This window comes from Nocardia harenae NBRC 108248 (assembly GCF_001612885.1).
GTDB lineage: Bacteria > Actinomycetota > Actinomycetes > Mycobacteriales > Mycobacteriaceae > Nocardia > Nocardia harenae.
Window position 1 is genome coordinate 252826 of record NZ_BDBH01000001.1, and the last position, 24083, is coordinate 276908.

The following is a 24083-nucleotide window of genomic DNA, read 5'->3' on the forward strand; positions in this document are numbered from 1 at the left end:
GGTCCTGGCAAACCTATCGGCTAGAGCGGCGGCAGGTAGGCGACCTGAACCATCTCCTGCTCCCGACTCCGGGATACCAGCACCCCGCGCCCGGCGGGCAACCGCATGGGCCGAACGTCCCCGATCAACTTCCCCTCGTCCCGCGACCCGCTCATGATCAGCGTCTCCACCGAGAGATTCTTCAACCCGCCGATGATCGGATCGAAGAGCGCACGGGAGACACCGCCCATGCGCCGGGTGACGACGAAGTGCAGCCCGATGTCGCGCGCCTGCGGGAAGTACTCCATGAGCGCGGAGAAGGGGTTGATCCCGCCTGTGACGACCATGTCGTAGTCGTCGACCATGACGTAGATCTCCGGCCCGCTCCACCAGCTGCGCTCCCTGAGCTGCTGCGGGGTGATGTCGGAGTCGGGGATGCGCTTGCCCAGGTACCCTGCGACCTCGGCGATCATCGGGGCGCAGGTCTGCGAGGAGGTCGAGTACCCGGCCAGGTGCTCGCCCTCGACCACGCCGAGCATGGTGCGCCGGTAGTCGATCATGATGATCTTGGCCTCCTCCGGCGTGGCGTTCTGCACGATGCCCATGGCGATATTGCGCAGCAGCGTGGTCTTGCCGGACTCCACGTCGGCGAAGGCCATGAAGTGCGGCTCCACCCCGAAATCCAGGACCAGGGGCTGCAGCGCGGACTCGCCGAGCCCGACAACGACCCGGGTCGGGCTCAGCTCGATGCCGGCCGCGGCGGTCGCGGCCAGCAGCTCGTCGCGGTCGAGCTGCCCGGGCAGCATGCGGACCTGCGGGGCCCGGTGCTGCGGGTGCACCTGCTCCAGCCCGGCGCGGGCGGCGGTGACGCCCTCGGCCACGGTCTCCGGGTTGGAGTCGGAGTCGAGCCGGGGCAGCGCGATGAGCATGTGCAGGTGGTCGGGGGTGAGGCCGCGGCCGGGGCGGCCGACCGGCACCTGGTGCGCGACCCGCCTGCCCATCTCCGAGTCGGACGGGTCGCCGAGCCGCAGCTCCAGCCTGGTGCCGATCTGGTCCTTGACCACCGGCCGGATCTCACCCCACCGGTTGGCGCCGATCACCAGGTGGATGCCGTACGACAGCCCCTGCGCGGCAATGGCGTTGATCTGCGGCTCCAGGGTGTCGAACTCCTCGCGGATGACGGCCCAGCCGTCGATCACCAGGAAGACGTCGCCGAAGCGGTCGTCGGCGAGCGGGTTCCCCGGCGAGGAGGCACCGCCGGGCACGTGCTGGGCCGCCGCGAACTTACGCCGCCGGAAGTCGACCATGGACTCGATTCCGCGCTCACCGAAGCGCTCCTCGCGCTCGCGCAGCAGCGTGGTCAGCTCGGCGACGGTGCGCCGCACCCGGTCGCCGTCGAGCCGGCCCGCCACCGAGCCGACGTGCGGGATGCCGGCCAGCCCGGCCATGCTGCCGCCGCCGAAGTCGAGGCAGTAGAACTGCACCTGCTCGGGGGTGTGGGTGGCGGCGGCGGCCATGACGATGGCGCGCAGCGTGGTCGACTTGCCGGACTGCGGGCCGCCGACGACGGCCACATTGCCCTGCGCGCCTGCCAGGCTCACGGTGAGCACGTCGCGGCGCTGCTCGTAGGGCTTGTCGATGACGCCGATCGGCATCCAGAGCTGGCCGTGCCGGTTCACCGGCGAGCGCCAGTCCGGGTCGGGCAGCAGCATGTCGACGGTGGGCGACTCCTCCAGCGGCGGCAGCCAGACCTCGTGCGCCGGCCTGCCGTGCCCGGTGAGCCGCTTGACCACCACGGTCAGCAGGCTGTCCGGGATGCCCTCCTCGCCGGGCAGCGGCGCGCCGGGCGGCGGCGGCAGCTCGGGGCGGCCGCTCAGCGACGGCGGCGGCGGGGGCAGGCCGAGCGGGTCGTCGTCGAGCAGGGCGTCGGCGGGCGGCTCGGCCGACTCGACCGGCGCCGCGGTAAAGACCGTCGGCCTGCCCCCGACGACCGGGCCGCCGTCGTCGGTGCCGCCGCCGAGCGGCGCCACGTACGGCCCGGAGACGTAGGAGGCGTTGAAGCGCAGCGGGTCCGAGGCGTCGCTCTTGAGGTAGCCGGAGCCTGGCACGCTGGGCAGGTGGTAGGCGTCGGTGATGCCGAGCACGGCCCGGGACTCGTTGGCGGAGAAGGTGCGCAGGCCGATCCGGTACGACAGGTGCGACTCCAGGCCGCGCAGCTTGTTCTCCTCGAGTCGCTGCGAGGCGAGCAGCAGATGCACGTGCAGCGAGCGGCCGAGCCGCCCGATCATGACGAAGAGTTCGGCGAAATCCGGCTTCTGCGACAGCAGCTCGGAGAACTCGTCGACCACGATGAAGAGCGCGGGCAGCGGGTCGAGCGGCACTCCGGCGGCGCGCGCCTTCTCGTAGTCGGTGACATTGGCGTAGTTGCCCGCCGAGCGCAGCAGCTCCTGGCGGCGGTTCATCTCGCCTGCCAGCGCGTCCTTCATGCGGTCGACCAGCGCGAGCTCGTCCTCCAGGTTGGTGATCACGGCGGCGACGTGCGGCAGCGGGTCGAGGCCGAGGAAGGTGGCGCCGCCCTTGAAGTCGACGAGCACCAGGTTCAGCGCGTCCGGGGAGTGCGTGGTGACCAGGGAAAGCACCAGCGTGCGCAGGAATTCGGACTTGCCGGAGCCGGTGGCGCCGATACACAGCCCGTGCGGGCCCATGCCGTTCTCGGCGGACTCCTTGATGTCCAGCTCCACCGGGGTGCCGTCCGGGGTGATGCCGATCGGCACCCGCAGCCGCTCGCGCGCGGTGCGCGGCCGCCACACCCGGGCCGGGTCGATCTGCGCGGCGTCCGGGATGCGGAGCAGCGCCATCAGCCCCGGGTCGGAGACCGAGCCCTCGCCGAGGCTGACGATCTGCGCCGCGGTGGCGAGCCGGTAGCGGGCGAGGCCGCGGGCCAGTGCCGCCGCCTCGGCGGCGGTGACGGTGTCGGCGGCGGCGAACCGCTCCACCCCGGCGGCGCTGCGCGCGGAGACATCGCCATCGCCCACCAGCAGCTGCAACCCGCGGCGGGCGGCCAGCCCGCCCTCGGGCGCGGTGAGATCGAGCACGGTGACCGAGTCCAGCCCGGACTCGCTGATCAGCCGCTCGCCGCCGTTCACGTAGCCGTCGTCGATCACGACGACCAGGTGCAGCCTGCCCTGGGTGGGCTGCGGATTGCGCATGAAGCGGCCGCGCTCCAGCAGCTCGCTCTGCAGCGCCGTCTCCAGCTCACCGAGCGAGGTGTAGAGCATCCTGGCGCTGCCCATGCCGTCGCGCTGGCTCGGATGCTGCAGGTGCGGCAGCCATTTGGTCCAGCCCCACGGCCCGTCCGGGTCGGCGCAGACGATGGCGATGGCGAGGTGGTCGGGGCCGTGGAAGGTGACCAGCTCCATGAGCATGGCGCGCACCAGCATCCGCGCCTCGTCCGGCGGCCCCTCGATATTGAGCGCGGGGAAGGCGCGCAGCGAGACCGCGGTGGGCAGGGTGTGCACCACCGAGTGGGTGCGCACGAAGCGGCGCAGCGCGACGGTGGAGACCGGCTCCAGGTCCTCCAGCGGGCCGGTCTCCGGGCGGGCCAGCTTGGTGGCGAGCCGGTGGCTGCCGATCCCGACCCGCACGTGCCCGAAGTCGGGGTCGTTGGGGCGGCGCTCCCACATCCGCCGCGTCCCGACCAGCGAGGGCAGGTCGGCCGGGTCGGGGTGGCTCCAGACCAGCGTCTCCAGCTGCTTGCTCCCGGTGCGCCTGACCTCCCTGCGGATCTGGTCCAGGTACCGGAAGTAGTCCTTGCGCTCCTCGTTCAGCTCGACCGCGCGCTTGCCGCCGCCGCCCCGGTACCCCGCCATCATGCCGACCATGGACATGACCATCATGAGCGGGAACATCATCATGAACGGGTTGGCGAGCAGGTTGCGGCCCATCATGGCCATCATCGCGATCATGCCGACCATGGCGATCACCATGACCACCGGCATGAGCTTCATCATGAGCGGGGCGGGCAGCGGCCGCGGCACCTCCGGCGGCGCGGTCAACGCCACCTCGCCGCCGGGCGCGCGCGGCGGGGCGATGCGGGGGCGTCGGACGAAACCTTCGGTAGCCATGGGTCCTTCGATGGTTCGAGCGGGGCGGGCGGGCGGTGGCCGGGGTCAGGGTGCGAGCTCGGCCTCGATATCCCGGCTCCGGCGGCGGTAGGGCAGGCTGACCGCGATGCCGATCGCCAGCCCGGAGAGGCAGACGATCGAGCCGATCACCGCGATCCGGCGCGGCCGCGGGTCCGGCCCGGCCGGGTGCACCGGCGCCGCGATCTCGCGGCCGGCGTCGGCGGCCGCGGCGACCGGCTGGTCCGGCAGCGGCGCGGTGAGCGCGGCGACCGGGTCGATCAGCCCGGCGCCGATGGCATCGTCGCGGCCGGTGCCAGGCGCCTGCGCCGTCCTGGTGATCCGGTCCATGACCTGCTGGGCGTTCAGCTCGGGGAAGCGCGCGCGCACCAGGGCGGCCAGCCCGGCCACGTAGGGCGCGGCGAAGCTGGTGCCGTCGACACTGCGGATGCCGTCGGTGGTCTGCACGCCGTCGACCAGCCCGACCCCGCCGGGCTTGCTGTCCAGCGAGACGATGTTGCGGCCGATCGCCGCCACCCCGACCCACGGGCCGTGCAGCGACAGCTCGGAGGGCTTGCCGTCGGCATCCACCGAGCCGACCGCGAGCACGTACGGGGTGAACCAGGCCGGGCTCGCCACGGTGCCGACGGCGCCCCAGCCGGAGCCCTCGTTCTGGTTCTTGCAGGCGCCGCCGCTCTCCACGTTGCCCGCCGCGGCGACCACGACCACGTTGCGCTCGTAGGCGTAGCGCACGGCCGCGCCGAGCGCGCCGTCGGAGGTGTCCGTCCCCGCGCTGCTGCACGCGACCTCGGAGATATTGATGACGGTGGCGCCCATGTCGGCCGCGCGCACCACCGCGCCGGCCAGGGTGAGCACGCTGCCGTACCCCTCGCTGCGGATCTCGCCGAGCTCGTTGCGGCTGCCGCTGTCCTTGCGCTCATAGGCCAGGCTGAGCTGGCGGATGGCGAGGATCTCGGCCTCCGGCGCCACTCCGGCGAAGGCGTCGCCCTGGCTGGGCTGGGCGCCGATGATGCCCGCGACCAGGGTGCCGTGGCCGTCGCAGTCGACGGTGCCGTCGGTGTCCGAGACGTAGTCGCCGCCCGGCTGCAGCCGGGGCAGCCGCGGGTGCCGGTTGACGCCGGTGTCGATCACCGCCACCTTCTGCCCGGCGCCCCTGCTGAACTGCCAGGCCGTCGGGAGGTCGAGCACCCGCTGCGCCAGCGGCGGCTCCTGCGGGGGCCCGCCGATCAGCAGCGGCTCGGCGCAGAGCGAGCGCTGCTCGGTCGGCTCCAGCGGCGCCGGCCTGCCGCTGAGGCCCTGCGCCACGCCGAGCGCGCCCGGGTCGATCGGCGGCGGCCCGATCGCGGCGGCCGGGGCGAGCGTGGCCGCCAGGAACCCGGCGGCGATCGTGACCGCCCCGGCCGTCCGTGCGACCGGGCGGTGCCAGGGGCGGTGGTTCATAGGTTCCGTGCCATCGAGTAGACGCCCATGATCCACAGCACCAGCGGGATCACCCCGACGATCAGCAGGTACTCGAAGACCTCGATGCCGCGCCTGGTCACCGGGGTCGCCTCGACGTGCGGGCCGATCACGCCGAAGCCCGCCGCGCCCGCGCCGAAGGCGAGCAGCAAACCCAGGGCGAGCAGCTCCAGGTCGATGTCGCCGAGCGCGAGCCCGGTGACCAACGTGACAATGATCACGCAGCCGGAGCCGATCAGCGTCACCGCCTGCAGCAGATCGGCGAAAGCGCGGCCGCGCAGGCACAGGATGATCGCGGTGATCACCGCGAGCGCGATTCCCTGCCAGCGCGCCGAGCCGAGCGGGTCGGCGGCGCCGAAGGCCCCGATCGCGGTGGTGATGCCGCAGGCGACGACGAGCCCGGACTGGTACCGGTTCGCCGCCCGCGCGCGCAGCTCCAGCCCGGCCGCCGATGGCAGCGCGGTGGCGCCGATGGCGCCGATGCCCTCCAGCGTCGGCCGTGGCTCGTGGTCGGCGGGGTCGATCGCGGCGCCCGCGGTCGGCACCGGCGGGATCGGCAGCCTGGCCAGCACCGCGGCGAGCCGCGGCACCATCGAGACGGTCGCGATGCCGACCACGAGCAGCCCCGCCGCCAGCTTCGGCAACCCCGGGTGCCAGGCCAGGTAGACCGCGGCCGCGCCACCAGCCACCAGCGCCAGCGCCGCGACCGCGACGAAGAGCGCGGCGCCGGTGCCGGTCAGCCGGTACCCGAGCACCGCCGCGACCAGCACCACCGAGCTGCCGAGCAGCAGGTGCGCGCTGCCGAGCGGGCCGGGCACGAAGAGCGCGGCGCCCGCGAAGACCAGCAGCAGCCCGTCGGCGGCGAGCCAGGTCGCGGTGAGCTGGTCCTGGTAGCGCCTGGCCGCGAACCCCGCGGCGGTGAAGGCGGCCGCCGCGGTTCCGGTGAGCGCGAAGGCCGGTGCCAGCGGGTCGCCGTGCCGCCGCGCCACGACCAGCAGCGCGAGCACCGCGAGCACGGTGAAGAGCGAGACCACCAGCCCGGTCCAGCGCGCGGAGCCGCCGGTCCAGCCGCGGAACTGCGCGGCGGTGAGCCGGGAGACGGCGTCGATGACGTCGTCGAAGAGCACCGGCGCTTCCTTGGCGGCGACGGCGCGCAGGACGAGCAGCTCGCCGTCGTAGACCTCCGCCTCGTCCAGGCTGCGGCTCGGCGCGATGGCGTCCCGGCCGAGCCGGGCCAGGGTCCAGCGCTTGGCGGCCAGATCGGTCGCGGTGTCCTCCGCCCCCGCGGGGTTCGGATTGCGCGATTCGATCAGCTCGACCAGTTCACCGATGTAGGTCGCGATCGGGACAGTCGACGGCAGCCCGACATCGAGCTGGGTGTCGCCCCCGATGACGGAGACGCGGGTGAGTTCCGGTTCGACAGCGCGGGTTCCCCCGGCCGACGGCGATTCGATCAACGAGCTTCACGCCCCCACAACGGCATCCGGGATGATTGCTTCCCGGCGCTCACAGGTAGATGACACTTGCGTTGCAGCCTGCTGGCAGCTGAACCTAATGTAACGGACAGACCAGCGCGCATGCAGTCCGCGACGGCCGGTCCAGGTGAACTGAATGGCAACGGACGACGAAGATTTCGGGGTTCCAGAGCAATGACCGGCAATCGCCAAGCACAGAAGGCCTTCGACGCCGGAGTCCTTTCACTCGGAATCTCCCTCGAGGGGCAGGAATCGGCGCGTGATCTGGAGTACGCCAAGCTGGCGTTCCAGCGCGCGACGGAGTGGGACCCCGGCATGTGCGACGGGTGGCTCGGCCGCGCCGCCGCCGGGGAGCTGACCCGCGAGGTCCTGCAGAACCTGCAGCGCACCAGCGCGAGCACGCTGTACCGGGAGCAGCGCCGGGTCGGGCTCGCGCCCAGGCAGCTCGCCGGGCGCTTCCTGCCGGGGCTGTACATCGACTACCCGCTGGCCAGCTACACCGAGGTCTGGCTGGCCTGGGCCGCGCAGCTGATCGCGGACAAGGAGTACACCGAGGCCGAGCGGGTACTGGACGAGCTGGCCGCGCACCGGCGCGCCCGCATCGACGACCCGGACCGCGAGGTGGACGACCGGATCGCCGCCTACGTCCGCGGCGTGCTGCACTACCAGACCCAGCGCTGGCCGGACGTGATGACCGTGCTCGCCGGCTCGGCCGAGTGGCCGGACGCGTACCTGGCGGCGGGCGCGCACGTCATGGTCGGCACCGCCTGCGCGCAGCTCGGGCTCTTCGGTGAGGCCATCCGCCGGATGGAGAAGGCCGAGCAGGGGCCGATCCCGGCCGCGCGCTCGACCGCCATGTTCTGCCGCGGGCTCTGCCTGCGCGAGACCGGCAGCGAGGAGGAGGCGCAGGCGCTCTTCGAGAAGGTGTACTCGCAGGCACCGGATTTCGACGCCAACACCGCGGCCATGCGCGACCGCACCTACCGGATCACGGTGACCTCGCGCGAGTCCATCGACGCCCGCACCGACCGCTGGGATCCGGCCTCCTCGCCCTCGATGGAGCAGATGGAGCAGGCCGAGTCCGCGGACCGGGCGAAGAAGATCCTGGCCGAGGCGCGCAAGGAGCTGGACTCCCAGATCGGCCTCGGCTCGGTGAAAACCCAGGTGGCGAAGTTGCAGTCGAGCGCGCAGCTGGCCAAGATCCGCGCCGAGAAGGGGCTGGCCAGCGCGCCGCGCGGCCAGCACCTGGCCTTCACCGGGCCGCCGGGCACCGGTAAGACCACCATCGCGCGGGTGGTCGCGAAGATCTACTGCGGCCTCGGGCTGCTCAAGACCGACAAGGTGGTCGAGACCAAGCGCGCCGACTTCGTCGGGCAGCACCTCGGCTCCACCGCGATCAAGACCGAGGCGCTGATCGACACCGCGATGGACGGCGTGCTCTTCATCGACGAGGCGTACACGCTGATCCAGGCCGGGCTCTCCGGCGGCGACGCGTTCGGCCGGGAGGCGGTGGACACGCTGCTCGCCAGGATGGAGAACGACCGCGACCGGCTCGTCGTCATCATCGCGGGCTACGACGGCGAGATCGACCGCTTCCTGGCCAGCAACGACGGCCTGGCCTCCCGCTTCGCCAAGCGCCTGCAGTTCCCCTCGTACACGGCCGACGAGCTGGGCGCCATCGGCTCGGTGATCGCGGGCAAGCGGGATTCCCAGCTCTCCGAGGAGGCGGCGGCGCTGCTGGTCCGGGTCTGCGCGCACCTCTACGACCTGCAGAGCACCGACCAGAGCGGGCAGCCGCGGCGCGGCGTCGACCTGGCTGGCAACGGCCGCTTCATCCGCAACGTGATCGAGGCGGCGGAGGAGGAGCGCGAATTCCGGCTCGCCAACGACGAATCGCTCGACCTGAGCAGCGTCGACGACGACGTCCTGATGCGGATCGAGGAGCCCGACATGCGCACCGCGCTGACCGGGCTGCTCGCCTCGCTGAACATCCCGGCGGGCGACTACTGAGCCGCTAGCGGGCCGGCTCCTGCGGGAGCTGGTCCCTGGCGACGAGCGCGTCCTGCTGGCTCAGCGTCGGGCCGGGCACCAGCTGCCCGACGATCGCCCACGGCGCCATCCGGGGCTCGGCGCCGAGCCCGAGCACGCCCGCGACGGCGCTGTCCGGCACGCCGTACCTGATGCCGCTGTCGGTGACGTAGAACAGGCTGCCGCGCCGCGGGCTGCCCGGCTCCAGCCCGGTCATCTGGACGTACTCGCCGGAGCCCGGCGGCAGGTAGACCTCGTCCACCCGCTCGCCGGTGCCGTCCGAGGTCGCCAGCTCCACCGCGGTCGCGGACTCCGGGATCGGCACCCGCGTGCCTGCCAGGAGCGTCACGACGGCGCGGTCGCCGGGGCCGTCGCCCGCGCCGTCGGCCGGGGCGACGCCGGGGTCCTTGGCCCAGGAGACGCAGGAGACCGGCGCGTCCTCGGCGTGCACCACCGCGGGCTTCTGCGCCGGGAAGTGATCGAGCGGGAGCGCCCTGATCACCGCGACCTTGTCCAGCACGTCGGGGGCGAGCGCGGGAACCTCGCTGAGCCCGCGGGAGTCGGCGAAACGCAGCACCTGGGCGGCGAAGGCGCCGATCGGCTGCATCCCGTCGGCGAGCACCAGGTAGCGATCCGAGCCGTCCACCGCGGCCCCTGGAATCGCCACCACGCTCCCGACCTGGTACTGCGCCAGCGGGCCCGGCCCCGGCGCACCGGCGTTCGGCACCGCGGGCACCGCGAGCGGCGGGACCGGGGTGGTCGCGCCGAGCAGCCCCGCCCCCACCGGACGCGGGGTGACGCCGCGCAGCTCGAGTGCGCGGGAGAGCACCGAGTTGCCAGGATCGAGCTCCGCGCGCTTGCCGTCGTAGAGCAGGAAGGTCTGGTTGTCGCGGCGCACCAGCAGCGCGTCGCCCGCGCCGAGGGCGCGGGTGCGCTCGCCGAGCTCGGGCCTGCCGGTCAGCACCGTGGTCGTGCCGCCGGTGGCGGAGGCCGCGCTGCCGCCCGCGGAGAGCGAGATGGACTCACAGAGCGTCCATTCCGAGCGATCGCCCTGCTTCGAGCCGGGCAGCACGCCAGGCGCGCCCGGGATGCCGAGCATCGGGCCGCGCGGCAGGTCGGTGAGTTTCGAGTCCTTGACCGACTGCGGCTCGGCGGCGCTGCCGGTGATCAGCCGGGCGGAGGCGAGATTCAGCACCGGGTGCAGCGTCTGCTTCCCGTCCTGGCCCTGCACCACCACGTAGAGCGCCCCGCTCTGCTTGCCGGAGACGATCAGCGCGTCACCGATGGCGCCCTGCGGACGGATCAGCGCGAGAATCGCGGCACCCGCGACGACCAGGATGCCGAGCACCAGCCCCACCAGCAGCGAGCGCACCTGGGAGCGCATGGGGTCGTGCAGCATCCGCACGTCCCGGCGCACCAGGGCGTGGTCGAGCCGCCGCAACAGGAATCTGTACCCGTTGACCTGGGCGCGAGTCGTCAGCTGGGCAGGCAAGCGATCGCTCCACCGGGAACCGTCACAGCCGACACGGTACCGTAAGCGGAGGATGGCCCGGAACCGCTGACGTGCAGAGCTTTTCGACCGTGGGCCCAGGTTTCGAACAGGGAAACGCGATGACGACGGTGACCGACGAGACGATGAACGACAGCGATCCGGAGGAGCGCGCGGAGCCGGACCCCGAGCCGGAGCCGGAGCGGCCGGAACCCCGCTCGCCCTACGACACGCTGCGTGATCCGGCGTTCTGGCTGTTCCGCGTCTTCCCGCTGCGGCTGGTGGTGCCCGCGGTACTGTTCGCCGCGGCGCTGGCCTGGGTGGTGCTGGCCATCACATCGCACGTGATCGGAGCGGTGGCGGCCGGGGTGGTGGCCGGGCTGATCCTGCTGGTGCCGGTCCGGGAGCGCACCCTGGTGGCCCGGATCGCGGGCGCGCTCGGCCGCAGGCGGGATCGCAAGTTGCCCGCGAACTGGGCGAGCTCCGGCGAGCCGTTCGACGTGCCGGTGAGCGAGGGCGGCGGCTACGGGATGCGCTGGGACGGCGAGGCGCTGGTCACCATGCTGCGCATCGACCCGCCGCCGGACAGCCTGACGCTGCTCCGCCCCGGCGCGCTCGACACCGACCAGCTGCTCCCGCTCGCCGAGGTGGCCAGGTGCCTGGACCAGTTCGATCTGGAGCTGGCGGGCATCGACCTGATCAGCACCGGCGCGCGCACCGCGGGCACCGGGGTCGCGGCGCAGCTGTACGAGCGCATCCTTGGCCCGCTGCCCGCCATCGCGCACCGCACGGTGTGGCTCGTGCTCCGGCTGAACCCACTGCTCAACGCGGACGCCGTGGAGAAGCGCGGCGGCGGCAGCACCGGCTCGCTGCGCGCCGCCATCATCGCGACCCGGCGGGTGGCGAACCGGCTGGCCGCGCTGGACATCGCGACCTCGGTGCTCAGCGCCGCCGAGCTGACCGCCGCGCTGCGCAGGCTGACCCACGGCACCGAGCTGGACGAGGTGGTGGAGACGCCGAAGGGGCTGCGCAGCGGCGACCGGCACCTCGCGCTCTACCGGGTCGAGGCCGAGGCGGTGCAGCCCGAGGGGCTGGCCGCGATCTGGGCGCTGCCCAGCCTCTCCACCACCGTGACGCTGCGGCTGCGGCCCGGCGCGCACAAGCCGGAGACCAGGCCGGACCTGATCGGCACGGTGCTGCTGGAGGCGCTGGTGCGGATCGACACCGCCACCGAGCCGGAGGAGCCGCCGCTGCCGAGCCTGCGGCCGCTGCCCGGCAGGCAGCTGCGCGCGCTGACCACGAGCATCCCGCTCGGCGATGCCGGGCGCACCGACCCCGCCGACGCCTACCGCGGCACGCTGACCGCGCTCACCGGCATCGCGGTGCCGACCGCGGGCTGCGGCCAGCTGATCGGCGCCGACGAGCGGGGCCGCGGCATCGCGGTGCCGCTGATCGGCGAGGGCACCAGGCACGTCGAGGTGGTCGGCAACCTCGACCTGGCGCAGCAGGTGGTGCTGCGCGCCATCGCGCTCGGCGCGCACGGGGTGGTGCACACCTCCCGGCCGGAGCGCTGGCAGACCATGGTGACGGCGCTGGACACCCCCGGCATCCTGACCATCGCGCCGCGCGCCGCAGGCGCCAGCTACCACCCCTCCAGCCCGCCGCCGCGCCCGGCGGCGCCCTACCCGAGTACCACCGTGCTGGTCTTCGACGGCGTGCCGCCGACCACGCACGCGGGCGGCGCCACCATCGTGCACGTCAGGGACGAGGGCGAGCCTGCCCCGCTGGACGCGGACATCACACTGATCCAGGATCCGGCGGCGCCGAACCGGATCACGGTGCGCACCGGGACGGCCGAGACCACCGTCTCGATGGTGACCACCCCCGCGGAGATGGAGTACATCGGCGAGTCGCTCGCGGCCCGCTGACGACGAGGCCGGCCGGGGCGCACCCCGGCCGGCCTCGGTGCCGTGCGATCAGAAACCGGAGAAACCGTCACCGACCCGGCCGTCGGCCTCGAGCGCGCGGCTCAGCGCGTTCTCCACCTCGGCGGCCAGCTGGTCGAGCTTGCTGAGGGTGTCCTCCAGCTCGGTGTTCACGTTGCGGTTCGCGTTGTCGAAGTTCGAGATCGCCGAATCACCCGACAGGTTCTGGCGGAAGGCGTTCGCGGCGTCGTTCAGTTCCTGGATCTCACCCTGGATCTTGCCGCCGTTGTTCTTCAGCTCGTCGTAGAGGGCGTTCATGGTCGCGGGGTCGTAGAGGATGGTCATGTGTCAGTCCTTCGCTCGAGTTTCTGGGCCGCAGTCGCGGATCAGCTCTGGTCCATGTTGACGAGGGTCGCCTTGCCGGAGGCGACGGCGGCGGTCAGCTCGTCCAGCTTCTGGTTCAGCCGGGTGGCTTCATCGTCCCAGGCCTGCGCGACCTGGATGAACCTGGAGTTGGCCTCGCCCTTCCAGCCGGCCCGCGCGGCGTCAGCCGCGGCATCGACGGCGGAAACCGACGCCCGCAGGGCGCTGATGGCCGAGTCCATCCGGCTTTCCACCTGGGTGATGGCGTCGGCCTCGACACCGACCGCACCGGCTCCGCCACCGAGATTCGTCAAACTCATGTTCTTACCCTTCTTCGTGAGGATTCTTCTGGTACCGAGATCCGCCGGACGCTGCCGACCGAGCGAGTCCCACGGTCTGTGCCGCAGTCGTTGACTGCGACTCGATAGCTAGTGCGCGAGCCACCTCCCTCCGGGCAGCCCCTCGAGCAGCGCGCCGATGGCATGCGCGACCCGGTGGTCCGACCCGCTGGTGACCGTGGTCCAGAGGCGCCCGTCCGGCGCGAGGGACGGGGCCGCGACGATCCGGCCGCGGTCGGTGTCGTACACCGCGACCGCGCCGGGAGCCCGCGCGGTGCGCCCGTCCTCGTGTGCCAGCGCCACGATCTCGGTGCAGGCGTGGGTACGGGCCAGCGCGGACCCGAGCCGGGTGGCGTCCCGTTCCGGCGCACCGGAGGCGTAGAAGGCGTCGGTGTAGTCGCTGACGGTGGCCGCGGCGTCCAGCCGGTCGGCGAGCTCGTCAGCGGGCGCGCTGAACGCGGGCACATCCGCCGGGGTCAGCGCGTCGAGCGTGGTCAGCAGCGGCGCCGCCGCCGCGGAGTTGGAGCCGTCCAGCCAGATCGGGCGCACCTGGTAGCGCGCACCGTCGCGGACGGCGAGGGCGTGCTGCTCGCCGCGGCGTACCAGGCAGCCGCGCCTGGTGCCGTCGGCGGTCACCGTGCGCGCCGCGAGCTGCCGGTCCGGCTGGGCGAGGACGAAGAGCGCGGCGGCGAGTTCCCCGTCGACCTCGCCTGCCTCGTCGATTAGCCCGGCGCCGGTCAGCTCGGCGACCGCCGCCTCCTGGGCGAGCCGCCACTCGGCGTAGGAATCCTGCTCCGGCCCGACGGCGAGCACCAGCGGCATGGTCTGCACCCCGAGGCGGTGCGCCACGGCGAGCAGGCCGTCGTTGGTCAGGGTGGTCACGGGAGCCCCTCCGCGCGCCTGCCGCCCTCGGCCTGGTAGCCGCCCGGGGTGACGGCGCCGAGCACGGCAGGCGCCGCCTGGATGCCGACCTCCGCGCCGAGGTGATCGTCGGTCTCGCCGGGCAGCGCGGCACGGGGGAAGCGGCTCGCCTCCTGGGCCGCCGCGCCCTGCGCCAGCGGCGCCATCGGCATCGACTGGCCGGCCGGGCTCGCGGGCACCGGCGTCGCGCGCGGCACCGGCTCGACCGCGGCCGTGGCGGCCTGCGCGACCATCGGCGCGCGGTAACCGCCGAGTTCGCGCACCGGCATGGCGGGGATTCCGGTCATCGGGATCGCGGGCATCGCCACCGACGCCGCCGCCACCCTGGTGCCGACGCCGGGCGCGGTCGACGCCGCGTTCACGGACTGCTCGGCTTGCAGCGGCTGTTCCGGGGCGATCCGCGGCGGGTGCTGCTGCTCCCAGGCCAGGGCGAGCGGCTCGGTCGCGGCCTCGTAGCTGCGCATCACCCGGGAGGCGACCGCCTTGGCCTGGTCCGCCTCGGTGTCGGTCTGCGCGGCGACCGCCTTGATCGGGCCGCCGAGCGCGGTGCCGATGCTCTCCACCGCACGCTGCGCCTGCTGGATGGCCTCGATGTCGACCTGGTTCGGCATCGCGATCATCGCGATCTCGTAGGCGGCCACCTGTGCCTGCATCCGGGCGGCATTGCCCGCCGCGGCGCCCGCCACCTCGATCAGCCACTGCCGCAGCGTGGTGATGGTCTCCATGACCTCGCCGCTGCGCCCGGACTGCCAGGCGCCGCGCAGCTCCTCCAGCGCGTGCTCGTACTCCAGCACCGCCGCGCCGAAGGCGCCCGCCAGCCGGGTCCAGGCGTGCGCCGCCTCGGCCATCGGGACGGAGCCGGGGCCGGTCGCCAGCTCCTCGGCCAGCCGCTGCGGCGGCCGCGCCTCCCAGACGACGCCGGTGAAACCTGGCTGCGGTGGTTCGATCATGGCTGCGCGGGGCCTTTCCAGAGCGGGGTGATCAGGCCGAGACGGTGCCGGAGCCGGTCTCCAGGCTCGCCACCGTCTCGCTCTCCAGCCGGTCGAACTCGGTGGTCTGCTGCCGCAGCGCCGCGGCCAGCTTCCGTACCTCGTGCACGCCTGCCTGCGCGCTGCTCAGGTAGGAGGCGGCGACGTCGTTGCTGGTGACGGCGGCGCGGCCGGACACCTCGTCGACGCCGGCCGGCGGGATCCGCAGCGCCTCCTCGACGGCCTGCAACTCCGCCGCCAGCCGGTCGGCCAGCCCGTCCAGTCCGGTGGACGCGCGCGCCGCGGCCTCCGGATCGAACCGGACGCCGTCGAAGCCATGCCCCGTGCTCTCGCCGCTCATATCTGCCTCCTGCTCGTCGCTGCCGAATTCGTCACCGCCGGAATGCGTTCCCGGTGGTCAGAGTGTGAGATCCCGATCCGGGGGTGGCTCGGTGCTCGGCGCGGCGGCGGCGCCGACGACCGGGAGCGTGACTCCGTCGATCGGGCCGACCACCTCGTCGCCGTTGCTCGCGTTCACCATGACGCCGCGCACCCCGTCGGTGCTCGACTCGCCCTCCCTGGCCAGCCCGGCGCCGCCGAGCGCACCGGCCGCGCCGCCCGCGGGCATGAAGCCGCCACCGCCGCCGGTGCCGCCGCTCGCCGCGGCCGGGGTGACGGCGGCCGGAGCCGCGGCAGCCGCGCCCGCCATACCGCCGAGCGGGCCGCCTGCTGCCCGGGTGCCCTGCCACGGGCTCAGCGGCGCCGGCGGCGGGGCGAAGCCGCCGGCCCCGCCGAAGCCACCGCCGCCCGCACCGCCCGCACCGCCGGCACCGCCACCGCCCGCGGCGATCGGCGAGGCCGGATCACGCTGCTGCGCCTGCTCTTCCGGCGTGCGCGGCGCGAGCAGCGCGGTGTTCGCCGGCTTCGCGACGGTCTGCGCCACCGTGGTCGCGGCCTGGGCAGCGGTGCTGAGCAGCGGGGTCAGCATGCTCAGCAGCTGGGTGAGCTGCTGCGCACCGTCGACGCCTGCGGGGGCGCTGGTGACCGCCACCTTCTGCCCCGCGGTGCTCATGCTCGCGCTGTGGCCGAGCATCTCGCCCTTGGTCTTGACGGTGATCGCGACGCCCTCGGTCGCCGACTCCACCGCCGAGGCGACCAGGAAGGCCATGCCCGGCCCGCTGGTCGCGTAGAGCGGCGCGGCCGCGAGCGTCGCGGAGAACTTGGAGATCACCGCGGCCAGCAGCGTGGCACCGGTGAAGACGCTGTTCGCGCCGTTGCCGATGATCACCTTCTCCTGGGTGCTCTGGGCGGCGAGCTCGGCGCCGTCGGCCTGCGCCTGCCCGGCCTTGGCCGCGGCCTGCTGGGCCGCCATGCTCTGCCACACCTGCATGACCGCCTGCAGCGCGGTGGTGCCGAGCTGGGTCACCGACTGCAGCACGGTGCCGACGTTCTGCAGCATCTGGGTCGGGTCGGCGGGCGGCGCGGGCGCGGCCGCCGGGTCGGCGAGCACCTGCTGCGGCGCGGGCTCGGGCAGCCTGCCGGTGCCGAAGGCCGCCGCCAGGTCGGTGAGCGGGCGCATGAGCGCGCTGAGGTCGATCACCGGCAGCGGCGGCAGCCCGGGCAGCGGCGGCAGCGCCGTCAGGTCGGGCAGGGCGGGAAGCCCCATGTCGTGCAGGATGTCGCCGACCGGACGGTCGAGCATGGGTGCCAGCGCGCTGCCGCGCAGCAGCTCGAGCAGCGTCGGATCCAGCGGCGAGGGTGCGCCCGGCCCCGCCTCCGGGGCGGTCATAGCTGCTGGACGGCTCCGATGGCCGCCCCGGACTCGGTGTCCGTCGCCTCGTAGGTGGCCGCGGCCTCGTAGGAGGTGAGCGCGGTACCGGCGTGCACGCCGGCCAGCTCCAGCAGCGACGACACGTGGTTGGCCTGCGCGACCGCGTAGGCGGCGAGGAACTCCTGGCCGATCAGGCCGAAGATGGGCACGACGGCGGCGATGCTCGCGGCCTGGTCGACCGCACCCGCGGTGGCGATCCCGGCGGCCATCGACGCGGACGCGTCACCGTACCGACGAAGCGCATCCGGCACTACTGCGACGTGGTTCATCACTCTCGTCCAATCCTGAAACATGGCACCATGTTTCGCTCAACGTTACCGAGCGGTGACCCTCCGATACGATCATCCGACGGTTAACTTTCGATGACTACTCGGGGCCGGCTACCTCGGCGTTGAAACCGGTGATGATCTCGGCCTGCTCCGCGAACGCGCGGGCCGCGGCGGCGCGTGCCGTCTCGACCAGTGCGCTCTCGAATTCGGCGGGGGTGAGCGTGGAAATCGCTGCGGTGCAGGTCAGATCGAGGAGGGCACCCTTGCCGTCCACCTCGACGGTGATCGCGCCGTCCGGCGAGGTCTCGGTGGCGCGCACGCCGCCCATCGCCTCCCCGAGGTCACGCAGCCGGTAGATCTGGTTCTGCACCCGGGCGAGCAGTTCGTCCATGGTCTCGACCACGGCGTGCCTCCTGTCGGTGTCGGCGGGAACTAGGTGGAGTGCAGCCAGCTCTGCGGCTCGTTCTCGTACTCCTGCTCGGCGATGATCTCCGCCGCCGCCACCTCCTGCTCGGTGGGAAGTCCGGTGAGCGCCAGCATCTCCGGCGTGAAGCCGGCGGCCTTCAGGTTCTCCCTGCGGGCCACACCGGCTCGCGCCGCGGACTGCTGACAGAGCCGCAACAGCTCGGCGGCGAGCTGCGCAGGATCGCGGCGCAGCTGATCCGGCTCCAGCGCGACGCCGAGCGGCAGCCCGTGCTCGGTGGTGCGCACCGAGATCGACCCGGTGAGCGTGGATGCGGTGAATTCAGCGGGAAAGTCGTGCTGCGTGGGAATATTCGTCACGGGGCCCCCAGTCGCGGTGATATCGAGGATCGCACGCGGAGTGCGGCGACGCCAGTTATGCTCATTGTTTTCTCACGCGCGGTCGTCCTTGATGGCGCGCACGATCTCGGCGATCTGCGCGTTCACCAGGCTGGTCAGCCTGCTCCGGCCGGCCGGGATCACGGTGGCCGGATTGCCGGGCACCACCACGTATCTGCCGTCGTCGGTGAGGTCGCGCCAGTGCAGGTACACGGTGTTGATGCCGCGCGGCCCGAACCGCGACACCCCCTGCTGCACCGTGATCGTGCCCGCCAGATCGGCGGCGGCCGTGCCGAAATCGGCGTCCTTGCTCGGACGGGTGTCGATCACGTCACGCACCGTCGAGCGGTGGTAGCCGTGGTCGAGGTCGGCGTCGGCGGCCGGGTCGGTCACGGTGAAGCCGGGGCGACTGCCCGCCGGGCACTCCGGCAGCGCCGCGGCCACCGCGTCGCCGAGCTCGAGCACGTCCTGCTCGGTGACGGTGAAACCGCCGGCCCGCTCGGCGCAGCCGCTCGGCTGCTGCACGATCAGGTAGCCCTGGTCGGCGGTGCGGGTGGCGAGGGCGAAGACCCCGGTCCCGTCGGCAGGCGCGACGCCGTGCACGACCACCCGGATGTCCGGCCTGGTGACGGCGTCGAGCACGTCGTCGAAGAGCCCGCCCCAGCGCTCCCTCAGCTCGGCTGCCGCGACCGCCCGCTCCCTGCGGGCCGCCACCGCGGTCACCCCCGGCTCGGTGCGGTGGTGGAACGGCTCGGGCAGCCACTCCCCCCGCCCGGCCCACAGCGCGATGAACTCGAGCGGCGAGAGTTCCCAGCTCCGGCTCATCGTGCGGCCCCGCTCACTGGTCGACGACGGGCCGGACCACGACCGGGGCTTCGCCGAATGCCTCCTCGAGGTGCTCGGTGGAGTCCAGGTACTCGGCGCGCTTGTGGTCCTTCTCCTGGCCGCCCTGCGCGCCGCCGGCGCCGCCCATGGGGCCGCCCATCGGCATGCCGCCCATCGGCATGCCGCTGCTCGCGGCGATCCCGGCCCGCGCGGTGCCGAGCTCGGCGGCGAGGGCGGTCGCCCTGGGGAAGAGCCTGGATGCCTTATCCAGCGCGGCCGATCGCTCGCCGGGGAGCCCGCCGCCCGCGCCACCGCCCGCGCCGCCACCGGAACCGCCGCCCGCGCCACCGCCCGGCTTCCTGACCTGCTCCGGCAGGTCGGCGAGGCTCGCCAGGGCGGGGATACCGGCGAGTCCACCGGGGAAACCGCCCTGCCCGGCACCGAGCAGCTGCTGCCCGGCCTGGCTGAGCTGCTCGCCGAGCTGCCCCAGCTGACCGAGCTGCTCCAGCGGATTGCCGCCGGACTGGCCCGCGCCGAGCCCCTCCCCGGCAGCCAGCGCCTGCCGCTGCTGCGGCGTGAGCCCACCCGCGCCGATGCCTTCGCCCTGGCCGCCCGCGCCGTACTCGCCCGCGCCGAGTTCGCCCGCGCCGAGCTCACCGGGACCGCCCTGGCCGTCGCCGGGGCCGCCCTGGGCCTGCCCCTCCTGCTGCAGGAGCGCGAGCTGCTCCGGCGATCCGCCGCCGGGAGCGCCGCCGCCGGGAGCACCGCCCCCGCCGCTGAACTGCCGTCCGCTGCCGCCGTAGCCACCCTGCTGCCCGCCCGTGCCCTGGCCCCCGGTGAGCGTCGGCCGATCGCCGGTGACCGGCGGAATCGGGTCCGGCAGGACCGCGATCACCTGGGCGGTGTGCTCCACGCCCGGCACGTAGGTGTCGTTCATGACCCGGGTGTAGTGCGCCAGCGCGGCCCGCTCGACCCTGGCGTTGTATGCGGCGATGTCCTCGTTGATCCGCGGATCCGCCGACACGAAGGAGGCCAGCCCGGCACCGGTGGTGTAGAGCCACTCCGACGTGTACTCCAGCGCGTCGCCGATGGCGTTCATCGTGCGCATGAGGTTGTCGGCGCCCTGGCCGTACGCCTGCACCGCCTGCCTGGCGCGCTCCGCGGCGCCGCCGCTGTCGGTGCTGGTCCAGCTGCCCTGGGTGCCCGCCATCTGGGTGGTGAGGATGCTGAACGAACCACCCAGTTCGGTGGCGAGCCAGCGCCAGTCCGCCGCGGCCTGCGCCACCTGGGTCGGCGTACCGCCGAGGATGGAGTCGCGGATCATCCGGTATTGCTGATAGCTGATCGAGCCGGGCTCCTCGGCGTGCAGCCCGGCCTGCGGATCGAACTGCAGCCCCGGCTGATCCACCAGCCCCGGCGGCAGCCCGAAGTTCTCCTCCGGCCGCCGGTTGCCCGGCTCGTTCCAGGTCGGCTGCATGGTGCGGGGGTCGCCGTAGAGGGAGTGCCGGTCGTTCTCGAGGCTCAGGTCGGCGGGGGGCGGCCGGTTGCCGAGGGTGTCGAGCAGCGTCGGCGAGCGGTGATCGGTGATCCGCTGCCGCAGCAGCTCGAAATTGGCGCTGCCCTGGTCCTCGTTGGCGATGTAGGTGCGCGCCGCGGCCATGAAGGTCTCGTTCAGATCGTCCAGGATCCGCACGTGGTCGTCGAGGATGCGACCGAAATCCTGCCCCTTGCTGGAGAACCGGCGGGCCAGCATGTCCGCCGAGGCGAGGACGTCGGCAAATCGGGCGAGGTTATCGATCAGCCCGACCTGTCCGCGCACCGACCGCACCCGCACCCGGGTGCCGTTGGCTGCGTTGACCAGCCCCTCCAGCACATACGGTTCCAGCTGCAGCACACCGCTGCCCGCCTGGGCCCGGAAACCGCTCCAGGGAGTCTCGTCGGCCACGGCTCACCCTCCCTGCGACTCGTCAGCGTTCATACCGTGCATTGCGAGATACCCTCACAGCTCGTTCTTTCCGCTTCCTACCGATTCTAGGCTTACCGAAATGAACGGCGCGTGTACAGACCTCGGTATCGGCGGCACTCAGTGCCGGGCTTCCGCAGCGTCCGGCGGCTCATCGGCGCCCGCGCGTGGGTGAATCGGCGTCTCCTCGACGACGATCCCGGCCATGCCGAGCTGCAGCAGCCCGGCCTCCGGATCGTGAACACCGGCGGCGCCGAAGCCGCGCAGCGCGGTATCGCGGTGCACCACACCGGCCTCCGCCGCCCGCACCAGCTCGATGGCCGCCGGGTCCGGGAGCTGCGGCGGGGTGGCGGAATCTGCCGCCTCCGCCAGCAGGGCGGTGATGATCCCCGCCGCGGTCTCGGCCGACCACACGCCCGGAACCGCGGGGGCGATCGCGTCCGGCGCGGGCGACTGCGCGCGGAACCAGCGGCCCTGATCCCACCAGTAGCAGAAGGACAGCAATCCGCTGCTCGCGCGCGAATTCAGCATCGGGTGCGTCACCCACGCCGGGGCTCCGGCGAACAGCGCGGGCAGCTCGGCGCCGTCGTTGTAGGCGGCGTCGAGCTCGGGCGCGTCCCACACCCCGCCGGAGAGCACGGCCCGCCCGCCGGGCAGCACGAACAGCGAGGAGCCGCTGCGCGTCACCCCCTCGAACAGGTGCGCGGCGGGCAGCACGCGCGGCCCCAGCGGCGAGCCGATCGCCACGAAGACCGCGGCCAGCACCGACCACCTGGCCACCATCAGCGGCAGCGGCGGCAGCCCGTCCTCCGGCACCGCGGCGCCGGGCCTGGCCAGGTGGTCGGCGCGCGCCGCCGCGGGCGGGCGCGCCTGCCGGTCGCCGTGGTACAGGTACGCGGCCAGCCACACCGGCAACCGCCCGCGCGGGAAGACCTCCAGGTCGGCCAGGTACACCTCGGGGGCGAAGAGGTGCTCGGCCGGGAACGGCTCCGCGCCGAAGTCGTGGTCGACCTCCAGCGTGCCGTCGCTGTCCAGCGTCAGCAGGTAGCGCCACCAGGGGCCGTCGCCGAGGCCGGCCGAGATAGCGCGGTGCCTGCGGACCAGCGCGAGGACCTCGTCCGGTGGGTGGACCTGGACGGCGCGCTCGTCGTCGTCGGTGCAGACGACGAGGGCGGTCTCGGCGGCCGCGGTCAGGGCGAAGGCGGCGCGGAGGCGGCGCCAGCCGTCGGGGGCGGCGATGGCCAGTTCTCCGGCGATCCGGCGGCTGAGTTCGGTGGCCTGTTCGACGGGGTCGGGTGCGGTGGGGGTGGGGTTCGGCCCCGGTTCGGCGGTGGTGGTTCCGGCCGGGGCGGACGGTGTTTCGCCGGGCTCGGGTCCGGCGGCGTCGTCGTCCATGGGCGCGGGTCCGGCGGCGTCGTCGGCCGGACCGGGTCCGGCGGAGGCGTTGTCGGCCGGCGCGGGTCCGGCGGCGGCGTCGTTCGCGGGCGCGGGTCCGGCGGCCGGAGTTCCGGCGAGGCCGGCGCCGAGGGTGAAGCCCAGGTCGGGCTCGGCGGCGGGGCCGGGGGTGCTCGGGGCGCGGGTCTGGTCCGGAGTGGTCACGGGGGTCGATCTCCTCGGGCGGTAGCGATCCGGGCGCGGGTCAGACGTCGACGGAGCCGTGCCTGCGGTGGTACCGCTCCTCGAACTCGGCGATATAGATCGACGGCGCCACCGAAGACGACGACTGCTCCAGCACCCCGTCGTCGGCGACGTAGAAGATGGCGCGGCCGACGGCGATCTGGCCGGGGCGGGTCGGCACGTAGACCATCCAGCCGATGCTGAGCCGATCGGCGCGCAGTTCGTCCAGCGGGTAGCCGGTGGTGTCGATGCCCTGCTCGCGGATATGGCCGCGCACCGCGGCGATCGCGTCCTCCCTCGGCATCGGCTCGGGCAGCGTGAGCACCACCCCCGCCATGCTGAGCTGGTAGTAGGCGCTGTCCAGGTCGAAGTACTCGCCGTCGCCGAACACCTCGGCCAGCGTCTCCCTGGTGACGACGCCGACCTCGGCCGCCGAGACCAGGGTGGCGACCGACTCGCGCTGCCGCTCCGTCGGCTCCTCGGCGAGCAGGCCGGAGACCACGTCGATCACGGTCTCGCCGGTCCAGATGCCGGGCACCGCCTCGGCCAGCCTGGTCGCCGGGGGCGACTCGCCGCGGAACCAGCTGCCGCCCTGCCACCAGTAGCAGAACGAGAGCGTGCCTGCCGCGGCGCGCGGGTTCAGCACCGGGTTGGCGACCCACTCCGGCGCACCCGCGTACCAGCGCGGCGCGGGCGCGCCGCCGTTGTAGACGGCGTCCAGCTCCGGGGAGTCCCAGACGCCGCCGGAGAGCACCGCGCGCCCGCCCGGCAGCACGTACAGCGTCGAGCCGCTGCGCCGCGAGCCCTCGAAGAAGCCGAGCGCGGGCAGCATCCGCGGGCCCCACTGCGATCCGGCCGCCACGAACGCCGCCGCCATCACCGCCCAGCGCGCCCACAGCACCGGGAAGGCGGGGAAGTCGCGCTCGGAGACCGTGGCGGCCACGCCGGCCTCGCGGTCGGCGCGCGCCTGCCGCGCCGCCTCCTGCGGCGAACGGGTCTGCGCGCCATCGTGATACAGGTACGCGGCGAGCCAGACCGGCAGCCCGGAGCGCGGGAAGCTCGCCAGGTCGGCGCGGTACGCCTCGGCGGGCAGCAGTTGGTCCTCCGGGAACGGCTCGTCGCCGTAGTCGTAGTCGATCTCGATCTCGCCGGTGCTGCGCAGCGCGACCAGCAGCCGCCACCACGGGCCGTCGCCGAGCTCCGCGGCCACCGCGCGCTGCGCGCGCACCAGGTCGAGGACGTCCGGGGTGGGCTGGGCACGCAGGCCGCGGCCTGCCTCGTCGAAGAAGGTGATCAGCGCGAGTTCGGCGGCGGTGGTCATGGCGAAGACCGCCTCCAGGCGGCGCCAGCCGGACGGGCCGAGCGCGGCGAGGGCGCGGGCCAAGTCGCGGGCGAGTGCCTGCGCGCGGGCGGTGGGGTCGGGGGGTTCGTCGCCGCCGAGAGTCAGGCTGATGTCGGGATCGTCGGCGCCCACAGGGATTTCGGCCGCGGGGGCGGAGTTCTCGGCCGCGGGGCCGGAGTGCTCGGGCGCAGGGCGTGCGGGGTGTTCTGCCCCTGCGGCGGAATCGGCACGCGGCTCTTCGGAATCGTCCGGCTTGGTCACGGCGCAGCAATCTCCTCGTTCGTGCGGACGACGCCGGTCGGCAGCGTCACTCTGTGCCCGAGCGGCGGTACCGAACCCATCCTGACAC

Annotated in this window: 19 protein-coding genes; 2 read left to right on the plus strand and 17 right to left on the minus strand. The window is 73.5% G+C overall.

The genetic code is table 11. The features are described from left to right. Positions 1-20: 20 nt before the first annotated feature. Genes eccCa through eccD form a run of 3 tightly spaced genes read right to left on the minus strand, consistent with a single transcriptional unit; the run spans position 21 to position 7036 of the window. Positions 21-4103: a type VII secretion protein EccCa gene (eccCa, locus tag NH2_RS01150; protein WP_067646736.1), complete on the minus strand. Its 4083-nt coding sequence runs from the start codon at positions 4101-4103 to the stop codon at positions 21-23. 45 nt (positions 4104-4148) lie between these two features. After that, positions 4149-5561: a type VII secretion-associated serine protease mycosin gene (gene mycP, locus NH2_RS01155; protein ID WP_067646739.1), complete on the minus strand. Its 1413-nt coding sequence runs from the start codon at positions 5559-5561 to the stop codon at positions 4149-4151. Continuing rightward, positions 5558-7036 (minus strand): type VII secretion integral membrane protein EccD, encoded by a 1479-nt coding sequence (eccD, locus tag NH2_RS01160; protein ID WP_084505122.1) that lies wholly within the window; start codon positions 7034-7036, stop codon positions 5558-5560. The genes mycP and eccD overlap by 4 nt, the downstream gene beginning before the upstream one ends. Before the next feature lie 192 nt (positions 7037-7228). On the opposite strand from eccD, the gene eccA reads away from it, so the two are divergent. Then, the gene (gene eccA, locus NH2_RS01165; protein ID WP_067646742.1) at positions 7229-9064 is read left to right on the plus strand and encodes a type VII secretion AAA-ATPase EccA; all 1836 of its coding nucleotides are present in this window, start codon (positions 7229-7231) and stop codon (positions 9062-9064) included. Positions 9065-9068: 4 nt separating this feature from the next. Here the strand turns inward: eccA and eccB are convergent, their stop codons facing one another. Then, entirely contained in the window at positions 9069-10574 is a 1506-nt protein-coding gene (gene eccB, locus NH2_RS01170) for a type VII secretion protein EccB (protein WP_067646745.1), read from the minus strand. 119 nt (positions 10575-10693) lie between these two features. Here eccB and eccE point away from each other — a divergent pair, with 119 nt between their 5' ends. Further along, entirely contained in the window at positions 10694-12499 is a 1806-nt protein-coding gene (gene eccE / locus NH2_RS01175) for a type VII secretion protein EccE (protein ID WP_245650371.1), read from the plus strand. Positions 12500-12547: 48 nt separating this feature from the next. Here eccE and NH2_RS01180 read toward each other — a convergent pair whose 3' ends face one another. The 13 genes from NH2_RS01180 to NH2_RS01240 form a co-directional block, all read right to left on the minus strand. After that, on the minus strand, positions 12548-12841 hold the full coding sequence (locus NH2_RS01180) for a WXG100 family type VII secretion target (protein ID WP_067646748.1): 294 nt from the start codon (positions 12839-12841) through the stop codon (positions 12548-12550). A gap of 41 nt (positions 12842-12882) precedes the next feature. Next, entirely contained in the window at positions 12883-13179 is a 297-nt protein-coding gene (locus tag NH2_RS01185; protein WP_067646751.1) for a WXG100 family type VII secretion target, read from the minus strand. A gap of 108 nt (positions 13180-13287) precedes the next feature. Further along, complete coding sequence (locus NH2_RS01190; protein WP_067646754.1) at positions 13288-14079, minus strand: ESX secretion-associated protein EspG; 792 nt, start codon at positions 14077-14079, stop codon at positions 13288-13290. Next, on the minus strand, positions 14076-15068 hold the full coding sequence (locus NH2_RS01195; protein WP_067646757.1) for a PPE domain-containing protein: 993 nt from the start codon (positions 15066-15068) through the stop codon (positions 14076-14078). Before NH2_RS01195 ends, NH2_RS01190 begins: the two co-directional genes overlap by 4 nt. A gap of 31 nt (positions 15069-15099) precedes the next feature. Then, complete coding sequence (locus tag NH2_RS01200; RefSeq protein WP_067646760.1) at positions 15100-15447, minus strand: PE family protein; 348 nt, start codon at positions 15445-15447, stop codon at positions 15100-15102. Positions 15448-15504: 57 nt separating this feature from the next. Further along, the gene (locus NH2_RS01205) at positions 15505-16875 is read right to left on the minus strand and encodes a hypothetical protein (protein ID WP_067646762.1); all 1371 of its coding nucleotides are present in this window, start codon (positions 16873-16875) and stop codon (positions 15505-15507) included. Then, a complete protein-coding gene (locus tag NH2_RS01210) occupies positions 16872-17210 on the minus strand; it encodes a type VII secretion target (RefSeq protein WP_439951723.1) in 339 nt (112 codons plus the stop codon). The genes NH2_RS01205 and NH2_RS01210 overlap by 4 nt, the downstream gene beginning before the upstream one ends. A 73-nt stretch (positions 17211-17283) precedes the next feature. Then, positions 17284-17589, minus strand: a complete 306-nt coding sequence (locus NH2_RS01215) for a YbaB/EbfC family nucleoid-associated protein (RefSeq protein WP_067646769.1) — start codon at positions 17587-17589, stop codon at positions 17284-17286. Between the two features lie 29 nt (positions 17590-17618). Further along, positions 17619-17969: a hypothetical protein gene (locus tag NH2_RS01220; protein ID WP_245650372.1), complete on the minus strand. Its 351-nt coding sequence runs from the start codon at positions 17967-17969 to the stop codon at positions 17619-17621. 72 nt (positions 17970-18041) lie between these two features. Then, complete coding sequence (locus NH2_RS01225; protein WP_067646772.1) at positions 18042-18812, minus strand: ESX secretion-associated protein EspG; 771 nt, start codon at positions 18810-18812, stop codon at positions 18042-18044. A gap of 13 nt (positions 18813-18825) precedes the next feature. After that, positions 18826-20757, minus strand: a complete 1932-nt coding sequence (locus NH2_RS01230; protein WP_067646775.1) for a WXG100 family type VII secretion target — start codon at positions 20755-20757, stop codon at positions 18826-18828. Between the two features lie 138 nt (positions 20758-20895). After that, positions 20896-22374, minus strand: coding sequence for a hypothetical protein (locus tag NH2_RS01235; protein WP_067646778.1), 1479 nt, complete (start codon positions 22372-22374; stop codon positions 20896-20898). A gap of 40 nt (positions 22375-22414) precedes the next feature. Beyond that, positions 22415-23995 (minus strand): hypothetical protein, encoded by a 1581-nt coding sequence (locus NH2_RS01240; RefSeq protein WP_245650373.1) that lies wholly within the window; start codon positions 23993-23995, stop codon positions 22415-22417. Positions 23996-24083 lie beyond the last annotated feature (88 nt).

Excerpts from the sequence above, each read along its gene's own strand:
- eccCa (WP_067646736.1), bottom strand. The coding sequence starts at position 4,103 with ATGGCTACCGAAGGTTTCGTCCGACGCCCCCGCATCGCCCCGCCGCGC.
- mycP (WP_067646739.1), bottom strand. The coding sequence starts at position 5,561 with ATGAACCACCGCCCCTGGCACCGCCCGGTCGCACGGACGGCCGGGGCG.
- eccA (WP_067646742.1), top strand. The coding sequence starts at position 7,229 with ATGACCGGCAATCGCCAAGCACAGAAGGCCTTCGACGCCGGAGTCCTT.
- eccE (WP_245650371.1), top strand. The coding sequence starts at position 10,694 with ATGACGACGGTGACCGACGAGACGATGAACGACAGCGATCCGGAGGAG.
- NH2_RS01180 (WP_067646748.1), bottom strand. The coding sequence starts at position 12,841 with ATGACCATCCTCTACGACCCCGCGACCATGAACGCCCTCTACGACGAG.
- NH2_RS01185 (WP_067646751.1), bottom strand. The coding sequence starts at position 13,179 with ATGAGTTTGACGAATCTCGGTGGCGGAGCCGGTGCGGTCGGTGTCGAG.
- NH2_RS01195 (WP_067646757.1), bottom strand. The coding sequence starts at position 15,068 with ATGATCGAACCACCGCAGCCAGGTTTCACCGGCGTCGTCTGGGAGGCG.
- NH2_RS01200 (WP_067646760.1), bottom strand. The coding sequence starts at position 15,447 with ATGAGCGGCGAGAGCACGGGGCATGGCTTCGACGGCGTCCGGTTCGAT.
- NH2_RS01205 (WP_067646762.1), bottom strand. The coding sequence starts at position 16,875 with ATGACCGCCCCGGAGGCGGGGCCGGGCGCACCCTCGCCGCTGGATCCG.
- NH2_RS01210 (WP_439951723.1), bottom strand. The coding sequence starts at position 17,210 with ATGTTTCAGGATTGGACGAGAGTGATGAACCACGTCGCAGTAGTGCCG.
- NH2_RS01225 (WP_067646772.1), bottom strand. The coding sequence starts at position 18,812 with ATGAGCCGGAGCTGGGAACTCTCGCCGCTCGAGTTCATCGCGCTGTGG.